Below are 13,830 nucleotides of genomic sequence, written 5' to 3'. Positions count from 1 at the left end.
ATGCCAACTGTAAAACCTTATTATCCTTCCGAAACATTACTCAAACTGGAGTTTCTAATTGACAATGAAAAAACCGGTTTGGACAGCTTGTTAAAAGATGCAACGGTTCATTTTGAATTGAATAAGATTTCTTTTGCCAAGTTTTCATTTATTTCGTCCAAAAGAGATAAGGATAAAGAGGAAAAGTTACCCATCGATGTTTTAATCAAAAAACCGGAGGACCCGCTTCTGGAAATTGAAGTAAAAGTAAGTTTCGAAGGAAAAGCGGAAACATTATTTAAGGGAATTATAAAATCATTGGATACACAGGAAGAAAATGATCTGTGTATTATCAAAATTGAATGCAAAGACAAGGGATATAATCTTACACTTCCAACTAAAGAAGCAGAAAACAATAATCAGACCTTTGAAGATAAACTGACTCTTTTTACCAAGAATCTGATTTTAAGCGATAACCTGCAGGGACAGGAATGGGGAAAAGAAAAGATTACACATAACACATCAACACCACCCTGGGATTATCTTGTAGGGTATTTGGATGCAGTTGGTATGCCTGTGGCTCTACGAAACGGAAACTTCACCGGAATCGATATTCTTAAGGAGAAAAAAGAAATTGTATATATGGCTGAAAACGGAATCAATGTTTTTTCGTTTTCGGGTAAAACGGATCCGCAAAAAATAAAATCATCCGTTACAATAGAATCATGGGATATCGAGAAGCAGGAAACACAAAAGGCAACAAGCACTAACCCGAAGAAAGGTCCTGAGAATGATCATGTAATCAAACTGAACCAACCGGTAAGTAAACCCACAGAAAAAAGAATAACTGATGCAGGTGTTGAGAGAAGTAACATCGCATACATTCAAGGGAAAGTGACCACATTCGGTAACCTGAAAGCAAAAGCAGGTGATTACATCGGTTTTAATAAGGTAAATCCGACTATCGATACAACAGATAAGGATTCCAGACCCTTGTTAATTACTCAGGAAACCCACAATATTGAAGGAGGCTGCTGGAAAACTGAATATGTTTTCGGATTGGAAAGTGATAAGCCATTCACACAAAATACGACGCCCGGAAATAATAACGGACATGCCGAAGCCGGACAGTCAAACAAAATTAACGGCTTACAGATTGGTGTGGTAACCCAAATTGTTGAAGATCCAAACAATCAATTCAGAATAAAAGTCCGCATGCCGCTTTTATCCGAAAAAGGGGAAGGAGTGTGGGCAAGATTAGCGACACTGAACGCGGCTAATGAAATGGGAAGCTATTTTATTCCCAGCATTGGTGATGAGGTAATTGTAGGTTGTCTTGGTAATAATCCCGATGCTCCCATCATTCTCGGAAGTCTTTACAGCAGTACTAAAGCCATGCCTTTTCCAATTAAAGAAGAAAATTACCTGAAGGGTTTTGTGACGAAGGAAGGAACAAAAATCATCATGGATGATGAAAAGAAAAGTATCGAAATCAGTACTAAAAAAGGGAATGTCTTAACTATCAGTGACGACCTGAAAGGGTTTGTACTGGAAGATGAAAATAAAAACAAAATCACCATGAACGATCAGGGAATTACAATTGAAAGTTGTAAAGACCTGAATCTGAAAGCTAAGAGCAATGTCAAAATCGAAGGCATACAAATATCAGGGAATGCCTCGAGCACAATGGAATTAAAAGGTTCAGTGATCAACTTAAATTAAAATGGGAGCAGCAGCCAGAGCAACAGATATGCATACATGTCCGATGGTAAACGGAACCGTACCACATGTGGGAGGCCCTTTATTACCGGGAGGAAATACAACGGTATTAATTGGTGGTGTTTTCGCATCAGTGGTGGGAGACAGTTGTGTATGTACCGGACCAACAGATTCTTTGGTAGCCGGATCATCAACTGTCATGATTGGCGGAAAACCCGCTGTAAGAATGGGGGATTCCACAACGCATGGAGGTGTCGTGGTTGCAGGTTGTCCAACGGTTATCATTGGAGGATAAAAAAACAAAAACTATGAAAGATAAATCATTTTTAGGAACAGGTTGGGGATTCCCGCCCACTTTCAATAACCTGAAAGGTGGGGTGGAAACTGTTTCAGATGAAGAAGATATTTTCCAGAGCCTGCACATACTTCTTTCCACCCAGTTAAAAGAACGTGTGATGCGGTCTGACTACGGGTGTGACCTGAGTGCCATGCTGTATGAAAATATTACAGTCACATTATTGACGAAAATGAAAGGAATCATTCAAAATGCCATCCTTCACTATGAACCAAGGATTGATTTAATGGATGTTGAATTCCATACAGAAAATGTCAATAACGGTGTCGTTAAAATCGAAATTATATATAGAATCAGGACAACAAATTCGAGAAAGAATTTTGTATTCCCATATTACATGGAAGAAGGAACATTCGTAAAATCTCCTTAATACATAAGAGACAAACGGATTACCTTAAAACAACTATGAATTTCTACAGATTAAACCATAATCAGGGAAAATGAAAAACTGCAACACAATATTATCCATACATGAAGGAATGGGGACAACCCAGACAGAAAGACTGCGTCCTGCACTTCAGACCAACTTTTTCCTGATCGACGAAAGAAAAGAAGAAGATTTTATCCTGTTTATTCAACGTCTCTCCAAGTATGTGTCCTTTTATAACGAATTTGATATTTCAGACGGGGATTGGTCTGCCTTTTTCAAAAAGGAATCAACAGCCATATTGATTTACATCGCGGGATGGAATATTGAAATGCAACAAAGTCTCTTCGAAGTCAAAAAGAATGAAATACTGCTCAATGCAAATCCTGTAACCCAAAAGGCGAAGCTTCATGAGTATTTTAAGGATATTGAAACAGAATTTGAAAAATTAGTCAAAAGCGCGGAAACATTGGATAGCGAAATTCCGGAAAAGGAAAATCTGATTTCATCTTCTTACGCAATCAAAAATCAGTTCACAACGGTTCTGGATTTGATTACAGCTTCTAACGATATTCCTGCTTTACTTCAAAACTATGTTTTTGTCAAAAGTATGCAGCAATTGTTCGGACTGTTGCTTTCATGGAAAAGATTTTCGGCAAATGCAATTACTTTTCAATTAAACAGTTATACGAAGCATACACCGCATTACGCACTCTTTCTCGCTTTTATTAAACTGATGAAAGTGGCTGCAAACCATTTTAATGAGTTTACAAAAAGACATTTGGACTTTTATTACAAGGATGTTTTGCATACCGAAAACCAATCGGCTTCACCGGATTATGTGCATCTTGTATTGGAACCATTCAACACCAAGCCTTTTTTAGTACCTAAAAACACTATTTTTCTGGCCGGTAAAAACAGCATCGGACAAAAGAAATTTTATGCTTCAACTGCTGATCAGACTGTTAACGGGATAAAATTAAGTTCGTTTTGCAGCTATCATAGGGAAACGGATTCTTTTTACAGCGTTCAGGATTTATTGAAAGTAAACGGGAAAGGGAAAAGTTTCGATTGTTTTACTACCAAAAAAGAAGAATTCAAGGAAGGTTTGTTTATCGCCAGTCCCATTCTTTTCCTGCAAAGCGGTGAGCGTATCATAACGCTTCGTTTCAACGACAAGAATCACAATGCGGCTGATTTTGAATTTTACCTTACCGGAGAGAAAAAACTGATTCAGGTAACGGAAAAGAAGGATGTTAAAGATCCCAAAAATCAAAGCAAAACCCATATACAATTAATCATCCCGGCAACGGAAAAGGCTATTATACCTTACAATGCCAAGCTACATCCTGAAATTTTACTGAATACGGATTATCCGGTTTTAAAGATTATCCCTAAAAACAAATCCATCATCGCTTCGGTTAAAACGATAGCAATCAGGATAAATGTGAACCAATTTAAATCTTTTGTACTGGAATCTGATTTCGGAGGTATTGATGTTGAAAAACCATTCTATCCTTTCGGGGAATTCCCGAAAAACGATAACGGAATTATATTGGCATCCAATGAATTTTTCATGAAAGGAAAAGCATCAGCTTCAATCCAGATTAAAACCGATAAAGTAATAAGAATAGGCAGAGGGCAAACACGTGAAAAAAAGAAAGACTGGATTTTCGACAAGGTGAATATTTTCAATCTGGACGACGGAAAGTGGATTGTAACCCAGGATAAACTAAGCAGTATCACAAATGCTTATCCATTGAAAGATCTCCATTTTGATGAAATCATAACAGATGAAATTGTTTCTAACGGCAAATTCAGGATCGAACTTGATTATAAAGATTATGAGGGAGAAAAATACATCCAGCAATATATAAAAGCCAGTGCCGATAAAGAGCATGACGAACCTTTTCCTTACAAACCAAGGATTAAAGAATTTGTGTTCAATTATTCGGTGGAAGAAACCATCAATCTGGCTGCAAAGGCCGATGGTCAGCATAATAAAGTGGAATTGTACCACATTCTGCCTTTCGGCTATGCCCAAAAAATAAAAGGAGCCATCAGTTTTTCAGCATTTGCATCACAACAGGGATATATTTATCTGGGATTTGATAAAGTGCAACCACAGGACGGACTTACATTCTTACTCCAATTGGAAGAAGGGACGGCAAATCCGCAATTACAACCAGCTTCCATTTCATGGCATTATCTAACCAAAAATACGTGGACCGAATTTGAACCGAATGCCATTGGTGACGAAACAAGATCACTTACACAATCAGGTTTGGTTGCCGTGAGTATTCCCGAATTTGAAGCATCAAAGAATACTATACTGAAAGCTGATTTATTTTGGATACGTATTTCCGTTTCCAATATCCAGGCAGTTTGTAAATGGATGGGTATACATGTGCAGGCATTGAAAGCGGTACTGACTGATTATGACAATATCGGAACTGAATTCCTGGAAGTGACACCAAAGGAAACCATCAGTAAGTTATATTCATCAATCGACGGAATTAAAAAAATCCAACAGCCATATGCCTCTTTCGGAGGAAGGCTCAGAGAATTGGACAATTCTTTATACACACGTACAAGCGAGCGTTTGCGCCATAAAAAAAGAGCCATAACAACATGGGATTATGAACGGATCATATTGCAGGAATTTCCGGAAGTATACCGTGTAAAAGCGCTCAATCATTACCGTTACGATACAAAGATTTCAAATGTGGCAGCCGGTTATGTGACGTTAATTCCGATAGCTAAATCATCTCCTTCAGAAAATATTAACTGGAAACCTTTGTTAAGTCTTTCAAAGATGTTGGCGATTAAGGAGTTTCTGATGCAAGTCAATTCACCGCATGCCCGCATTAATGTGAAGCCTCCAAAACCGGAAATGGTTAAGGTTAATTTTAAAGTAAAATTCCACGTACAGGAAGGCATGGATACCCGATTATATATTCAGCAACTCATGACGACTCTTAACCAATACCTGAGTCCGTGGGCTTATGATACTGCTGAAGTCAGCTTTGCAGGAAGTATTGAGTTCTCATCTGTCATTCAATTATTGGACAACCAGCCTTATGTAGATTATATAACCGATTTTAAGGTTGATCAATATCTTTTGGATGAAAACTACAAAATTAAGGGAAGCCCGATCCAAAATCTGAATAAGATAACACCACAAACCGATTTTACACTTTTTGTACCAACCGAAACACATCAGATAAAGGAAATTTAAAAGACAGGCCATGCAAACAGAATTTTACATATCAAAAGACAGACAGCTACTCCCGTCACAGGATTTTCAATACCTGTACAAGGCAGGTATGCAGTATATTGAGCAGTTGGGACAACAGTTTTGGACTGATTATAATCCGCATGATCCAGGGATAACTATATTGGATGTTTTATGCTATGCCATAACCGAATTAGGCTACCGTGCCGATTTCGACATCAAGGATATCCTGACCAATAAAGACGGTTTAATCAGTAATAAAACTTTCTTTTCCCCAGCCACTATTTTTACCAATGCACCACTAACAGTCATGGATTACCGCAAGATGCTGATAGACATCGAAGGAGTTTCAAACGCTTGGTTGCTGGCGGTTAAAAAAGAGAAAGATGCTTATGGGTATTATTTACCAAATGATGCCGAAGCGAACTTATATATCAATAAACTGGAGGATAAATTAAGTCTGAAAAATAAAGATAAAAAAAATAATATCCTTCCGAAATTAGCTTTACGCGGTTTAGGAAAAGTTAAAATTGAACTGGATGAAGATCCTATCCTGGGCGATTTGAATACCTTACTTTTGGAGTATGCTTTCTGGAAAGATAACCGTTGGGTGAACTTTAAAATTATCCCGCAGTTTACAGATTGGAACCATCCTGGTTCACAGTTGTTCAAAAAGATGAACAAACCTTCTAAAATTACAATCGACAGCGTGAAGAAGGTTCAGGATATTGTGATGCTGATTGTGAACCGGTATACAAAACCGACTGATTCACTGCATTTCAGGATTTTCCCTGAAGATCCGGCAGAAGCTGATTTAATCGTACAGCATTTCAGTACCGAAGCTCCTGTTTGTGAAGTGATTTCCCTTTTTGAACAGAAGAAGAATAAAATCCAGAAAATTTTCTCGACAATTGCGCTTAAACTGCAACAAAATAGAAATCTGACCGAAGATTTTTTGTGTACGGAAGTCATTGAAAAAGTAAACATTGCTGTTTGTGCCGATATTGAACTGGAACCGGGAGCCGATCCGGTTGAGGTAATGACCCGTGTCCAAATTGCGATTGACAATGTGATCAGTCCGAAAATCAACTTCTATACCTTGATGCAACTGGTAAACGAAGGTTGGCATTCGGAAGATATTTTTCTCGGACCAAGGCTTGTTCACGGATTCTTAAAAGATGAAGAAGTAGAAAAAGCAACATTGGCAAAAGAAATCCATGCTTCAGATATTATCGCAATCCTAATGGAAGTGGAAGGTGTTCATTCGGTGAAAAACCTATTGATGACGGCTTATAATAATTTAGGGAAACCCATTACGGGAGCTATGAATAAAAGTTGGGTACTGGAACTTTCGGGAGAAGTAAAACCGGTATTCAGTATCGCACAATCCAAACTTTTATTATTCCAGAAAAATATTCCTTTTCTTCTTTCTGAGAACCAACAAATGCTGGTTGAACAGAAAGTAATCTTATACAAAGCACAGTTCCAGCAGAAGAAATTGAAAAATACGCAAAATGATTTTACAATCGAAAACGGGGATTATTTTGAACTTAAAAAATACCAGAGTATCCAGGATGAATTTCCGGCAACTTATGGTTTGGGTAAAAATATCATTTCCGAAAAAGATACGACATTACGTAAAGCACAGGCTAAACAGTTAAAAGGTTACCTGTATTTTTATGAACAGCTTTTGGCCGATTTTTTTAGTCAACTCTATAATGCGAAAGATCTTTTGGACACAAATACACTGGATCGAACTTATTTTCCAACTTTCCTGGAAAAAAATGACTGGACAGGAGATGAGTTTTATTCGAAATCGTTATTTACCAATGCATTAAAAGATGCTTTGTTAAAAGGAGAATTTATCAATGATGAAGTTTCGTTGTATGAATCCAAAACTACTTTTTACGATCGCAGGAACAGGGCTTTAGATCATCTTATCGCCCGTTTTTCAGAAAGTTTCAATGATTACGTGTTTATGATGTATCAGGTTACGCAGGATACTTCCGGAATGGGTTCGCTTGCTTTTGATAATGTCGATTTAATCGAAGACAAACAACGTTTTATCAGCGACTATGCTGATATCAGCAGCAACCGCGGACTCGGAATAGACTATCTGAATGCAGGTTTGAATGGTACGACCGGCGCATTGGAATTTAATACTTTCTGGAATTCTGATCATAGGGGCGGTTATGAAAGAAGGGTTGCCCGTCTTCTGGGTATAGATGAAATTCCGTTGCGGGATATCGTGACCGAAGAAGGTCCGCAAACGCAATGGACCGTGGAGACAACTTTAGAAGATTATTTGTTCAAAATTGTCTCACCGGGTGTAGATCTGGCAGCAAAATGGGAGTGGGCCCAATTGCACTTTCTGGATCAGAACCTTTACAAAATTGATAGTTATGCCGGTAAATTTTACTTGTATCTGATGAACGATACTTTAAAAGTAGCCCGTTTTGAAAAGAAATTTGATACACCGGAAGAGGCTTATGACTATTTGGAATACCTGATAAAAAAGCTCAATCTCTACTATGAAAACTTTTATTGTTTGGAGCATATTTTATTGCGACCGTTTAACAATTCGAATTTTTCGGATGACGATTTGCTTACGGTTTGTCTGAATGATGATTGTGATGATGAAGCCAGTAATGATCCATATTCGTTTAAAGCTACCATTGTGTTGCCGGGTTATTTATCACGCTTCAAGAGTTTAATTTTCAGAAAATATGCCGAAAAAGTATTCCGTCAGGAAGCGCCTGCTCACGCTTTACTGAAAATATGCTGGGTAAATGCAAGTGACATGCTTGGATTTCAGAAAACCTACAAGAAATGGCTGGAGGATTACCGTCATTACCGATTGAAATATTGTGAAAACACACTCACAAACAGCGATCAGCTAAAATATAAAAACTCGCTGCATGAATTGGTTGTCGCCTTAAAAGAGCTCAATACAATTTATCCGGAAGGTAACTTATACGATTGTCAAATCAGTGAAACTAAAAACCCAATCATCTTGGGAAGTACATCATTAGGAACTTTATAAAAAAATAATATGGAAGCATATAACACTTTTACTTATCCCGTTTTTGAAGCCGATCAGGTTTTAAGCCAAAAGGAATTGAACATGGCGGTAAGCCATCTTGAGGAACAGGACCGTATTACAAGAAAAAACCTGACCGGAATAGGTATTGTCTGTGGTTTGGATTTAATTTTTCCAAATCAGAACAGCGTCAAAATAACGTGCGGAACGGCAGTAACTTCACTAGGATTCCAGATTAACTGGAAGGAACAGTTGTTAACGCATTATCAGGATTATGACTTGTCAGACCAGTTTTTACAACCTGATTACACAAGAGAACCTTATCTTGAAAATATTTTCAAATATTCTGCTAAATACGCTCCTATCAAAAGCTGTTTGGAATTGCTTCCTTCAAACTCGCCTGTAGTAGGAAAGAAAAATATTCCTAATGACTTTTTTGATGATAAAGTAATCATGATGCTTCTGGAAGTTACACTAATCGACCAGAAAAATTGTGTGACCACAAACTGTGATGATAAAGGGAAAAGGATGGAGTTCAATTTACGTCCTCTGGTAATTCCGGTGAACGCTTTCACAGATGAATTAGTGGCCGAATACCCGCTAACGGAATGGTATAAGAATTTAAGTTTTCCAAGATATAATGTTCCGTTTAAAAATACGGTTACCGCTACACAGGTTTTGGATGGATTCAATAAAGTGTATACTGATGCCTATCTTACAGAAGTTTCAAATGCCATAAAAACGATTTATGACGCACATCAGAGCAGCCTGCCTGCCAGTACGGTTGTTTTAGGGAATAGCAAACCAACCCTGCAGAATTCGGTTAATGTGTACAAATCAAGTGTTTCGGTTCAGTATTTATGGGACTGGATTTCTGATATCGTATCCGCATACAATGAAATCGTGACGTTCAGGAAAATTAATCCTGCTTTGTGTTGTGTTGACGAAAATCTGTTTCCGTTCCACGTTATTTTAGGTGGTGATACGCCCGAAAGTATGGTTTACCGGACGCCTTTTTTTGCTACGCTGAACGAAAAACAGAAGGAAGATGCCCAACTCAAAAAGTTAATCATGCTTTTTGAAAAACTGGCATTACTGGTTACAACTTTCGATATCGAAAAAGGGATTAAAATAAAAGTGACACCTTCCGCTTACGGAAATGTTGCTTTATCCGAAAAAGCCATTCCGTTTTATTATGACCAGATTCTGGAACTGAATAAAAAATGGAATCCGGAACTAACGCTGAAAAAACAAAACGATACGATTTTATCTTATTACTCGGAACTGCCTAATTATACTACTAAAACAGAAGTGACAAAACCGCTTTTGTACGATATCGAACCGTATAATTTCTTCAGGGTGGAAGGCCACATCGGCATGGAGTATAAAAAGGCGCTCAAAGACCTGAACTTAATCCGTGACAGTTACAATCTGCCGTTTAAAATAACAGCGCTCAATGCAGTTGACTTTATCAATAAGGATGTTGATATCATGAAATTCAACGGCCGTTGGGATGATTTGGAAACCGATTATGATTTAGCACGTAAAAGAGTTTATAACATCACCGAATTTGTCATCAAATGGATGGACCAGAGAAGAAATGTGCTCGAGCAGAATAATATCATGACCAAACAGAATATCGATAATTTTAAAAATATTCTGACGCAACTGAAAAACCTGCTGACAAACGACTTAAAACAGTTTTTACCAAATTATAAGTCATTCTACGAAATCTTCAAACAGTTAAATCTGGTATTTCTTTTCCACCGCTGGTGTATTCAGTTGTTCAATCCGGAATTGTCAACACTTGCGGAAGACCTTATCGACCGTATGGATGATATCAACGAATTATTTTTAGAAGATCCGTTTACCGTGATTTATGAAGAAGCAAATCTGAGATGGCAAAAGCTGTACAAAGATTTATTCTTTACTACTTTCCTTAAAAAACATCCGGGATTGGAGCATAAAGGCGGCGTAACCAAAGGCGGAACATTCGTGGTGGTTTACGTGGATACGACTATTTTTAAAGCGGCTGCACCACTTCCGGTTTATACCAATCTTCTGAATGCGGTTAAAGCGTATAAAGACAATATCGCAATCGACCAAAGTGTCAAAGATGATTTGGCCAATAGTGTCAAATTCACCGATTATAAATCCCAGTTGAAGAAAAAACCGGGACAAACAGCTGCTACAAAATGCCAGGCAGAAGCTGATAATATCAAAAATGACCTTCTGGAATTAGCTCAATTCAACATGGAAGCACATTATACTGCCGAAATGAGTGGTTATATCCTTGAAAATATCAAAGGCGCCCTGGAATATGAAATTGGTTCTGCCAATCAGGGAATTCCTTTTCAGCAAACGGTTATAGCCGATTTCTTTCTTCCGTATGTATGCTGCGGGGAGGGCAGCACGATTGAAGTAAAAATTGAAGCTTCAGAGCCATTGGTTATTTCCCTTGATCCCCATGTTTTCTGTCAGAATGATACCGATGAATATGAAATAACCATTAAAGGAAGTTCCGAAGGAATATTTAAAGGAACCGGTAAAGATGCCGTGACGAAGAGCGGTGATAAATTTTACTTACATCCAAATCATCTTTCGGTCCAACAGCCAAAAATTTATACGCTTCAATATGAAGTTGACGGGGAAGTAAGTAATACGGCCGAGTTTGAAATTAAAGCGCCAACAGGTTTGCAGTGGAGTGCCACAAGAAATCCGAGCAGCCCTAATTTATTTGTTTTCACAAATGCAGTTGCCGGCGATACACACGATTATGAGTTTGACTTCGGGGATAACACTGCCGATGTTATAACCCATGCCGGTACAATTTCGCATTCATTCGCCTTTGATGATGCAGACAAACAATTTACGGTTACGATTAAACAATTAGGCGAAGTGTGTGCCAATACCCAAACGATAATCGTCAAGGTGATTGGGGATTTTAAAGCATCCGACTTCAATTCGAATGATTTTTATACTGAACAATAACTAAATAAACTAAAAAACTATGGCAACTTACCAACAAATAGTGACCAAGATCAACGGGATTACCGATAACGGAAACAACACAGCCGCTGAGGTGCGGAGTGTGTTAACAGATATGCTGAATTTCAGTGGGGAAGGATTTGAAATTTCTACTCCTGATTTAGTGGATAAGGAAGGATATCTGTATCATTTTTCTTTTAAAGGAATCAAAAAGCAATGTTGTAATTTGTATTTTATGATCAATTTAAAAGCATCAAGTACAGGAGCACCACAATCTTTTACACATATAATCAATGAAGAAGAGTTTGAATTATTGAGACCATTTATGCCTCTTTATACTTTCCGTTCAGGTACTAGTGACAGTGCATTTTTATCTTATGTAGTACCGGGGGTTCAGGGAAGACCAATAAACATGCTTTTGACTTTGGGAAGTTATCAAGGCATGAAATTTTTACTTTTTGGATTGGAACTTGAGCCTGGAGAAACTGTTTCAACCGCTGTTGCAGTGAATTTCAAACCATTCACAGCGCCATCTGCAGCTACAGGAAATACCAAAAAAGATACTGATGCTTTCCTGAAAAGTATGAAAAACAACTTTAACCCTGAAAATCTTAAATAACAATGTATTTAATCCGGCAAAATAGTTTTGACATCCGTTGTTCCACCCAGGATTTTGGGATGGAACTGCAATCGCAGTTAAGCTCTTTGCTGGAGAAATCATTTTATCCCCAACTGGAACAATTACTGATGAAGTATGATGTTCCGGGGACACATTGGATTGTTGATGAATTGCAAATTGAACTTCCGGATATTCCTAAAAAGTACTGGAAAGAACAATTGATCCAAAAAACACTTGCGCAAATTGAAGATTATTTAATCCGCAATAGCCCTAAAACGGAACTGAGCATTGCCGAATTATTGGGCAATGATACACATACGGTTCCATCAGATATAAAAATAGCTTCGCTGCTATTCGGTTTTTTAAGAAACGGTTACCTGGAGGTAAATGCATTTTCGGACAAACTTGAAAAAATCATGGCTGCCATGGTTATTGACAAAGATTTTGTAAATCAGCTTTCCGAACTTTTTGAAGCCAATTTGGATGCATTGATACGGTGGATATTTTCCGCCCCGGGAGAGTATAAGACCAAAGCGCTGAAATTTCTTCCCGATACATTCAACGGTGACCGATTTGTCCGTACAATTCTGAATCACCCCGCTTTTCAGAAAGGAAAAGAAAAAAGTATAGCGGAGAAGCTGTTTTATAATCAGAAATATATACAGCAATGGCAGGAACTCATTCAATGGGTTGATCATTTAATACGGAAAGGAGTTGCATCCCAGAAATTGTTTTCTTTTCTAAGTTATGCAATCGAAAAATTCTGGAATGTTTCCAAAGCAGAGATGGCTTTGCTGTTAGATCTTGTGCTTCGCGAAAATAGTTCAGTCGATTTGAAGGTTGACTTTTTTATGGCATGGCAAAAGCAAGTAACGGATAGTAAAGGAAATGAATCTACTATAGGCATCAGCGAAGAAATGCAGGTGGAGAAAGAAACCGGACATATTCAGGAACGGAAAACATTTACCGATGATCCTGTTTTTTACGTCAACAATGCCGGACTGGTACTATTGCATCCTTTCCTGCCCATGTTATTTGAGAAACTGGGACTAACCGAAAAAAATGAATGGGCTTATGAACAGGCAAAACAAAAAGCAGTGCTACTGACTCATTTTCTGGTTTTCGGCGAACAGGAAATCGAAGAGAGTCAACTGGTTTTAAATAAAATTATGTGCGGCTTGCCAATATCGGAGGTAATCAATACGCAATTGGTTTTGCAAATTGAGGATAAAGAAAAGTGTAATAGCTTGTTAGAGGCTGTACTGGAACATTGGACAATCATGCGGAATTCTTCAAAAGAAGCACTTCAGGGAACATTCCTTCAACGGGAAGGTAAACTTGAAATTCAGATGAATGGTTTCGAAATGTGGATGGAAGAAAAAGGATACGATATTCTGTTGGAACAACTGCCATGGGGAATCAATATGATCAGAACACCTTGGATGGAATCGTATTTAACCTGTAACTGGAATCAGTAAGGAAGATTTCAAAAAGTATACAACTGAATGGCAAACGGCCAGGATGTATA

8 protein-coding genes are annotated in these 13,830 nt (G+C 38.0%); all 8 read left to right on the top strand.

Annotation, left to right across the window (positions count from 1 at the left end; genetic code table 11):
* Window positions 1-1,701: a phage baseplate assembly protein V gene (locus tag NAT51_RS00595; RefSeq protein WP_250594023.1), complete on the top strand. Its 1,701-nt coding sequence runs from the start codon at window positions 1-3 to the stop codon at window positions 1,699-1,701.
* Window position 1,702: 1 nt separating this feature from the next.
* The gene (locus NAT51_RS00590; protein WP_250594021.1) at window positions 1,703-1,993 is read left to right on the top strand and encodes a PAAR domain-containing protein; all 291 of its coding nucleotides are present in this window, start codon (window positions 1,703-1,705) and stop codon (window positions 1,991-1,993) included.
* A 13-nt stretch (window positions 1,994-2,006) separates the two neighbouring features.
* On the top strand, window positions 2,007-2,423 hold the full coding sequence (locus NAT51_RS00585; protein ID WP_250594019.1) for a GPW/gp25 family protein: 417 nt from the start codon (window positions 2,007-2,009) through the stop codon (window positions 2,421-2,423).
* Between the two features lie 70 nt (window positions 2,424-2,493).
* On the top strand, window positions 2,494-5,658 hold the full coding sequence (locus NAT51_RS00580) for a baseplate J/gp47 family protein (RefSeq protein WP_250594018.1): 3,165 nt from the start codon (window positions 2,494-2,496) through the stop codon (window positions 5,656-5,658).
* A 10-nt stretch (window positions 5,659-5,668) separates the two neighbouring features.
* Window positions 5,669-8,698, top strand: coding sequence for a hypothetical protein (locus tag NAT51_RS00575; protein WP_250594016.1), 3,030 nt, complete (start codon window positions 5,669-5,671; stop codon window positions 8,696-8,698).
* A 9-nt stretch (window positions 8,699-8,707) separates the two neighbouring features.
* On the top strand, window positions 8,708-11,686 hold the full coding sequence (locus NAT51_RS00570) for a hypothetical protein (protein WP_250594014.1): 2,979 nt from the start codon (window positions 8,708-8,710) through the stop codon (window positions 11,684-11,686).
* A gap of 19 nt (window positions 11,687-11,705) precedes the next feature.
* On the top strand, window positions 11,706-12,302 hold the full coding sequence (locus NAT51_RS00565; protein ID WP_250594012.1) for a hypothetical protein: 597 nt from the start codon (window positions 11,706-11,708) through the stop codon (window positions 12,300-12,302).
* Window positions 12,303-12,304: 2 nt separating this feature from the next.
* Entirely contained in the window at window positions 12,305-13,780 is a 1,476-nt protein-coding gene (locus NAT51_RS00560; protein ID WP_250594010.1) for a contractile injection system tape measure protein, read from the top strand.
* Window positions 13,781-13,830: the final 50 nt, after the last annotated feature.

This window comes from Flavobacterium amniphilum (assembly GCF_023634845.1).
Classification (GTDB): Bacteria; Bacteroidota; Bacteroidia; order Flavobacteriales; family Flavobacteriaceae; genus Flavobacterium; species Flavobacterium amniphilum.
This window is presented reverse-complemented; position numbering and strand designations above follow the sequence as displayed.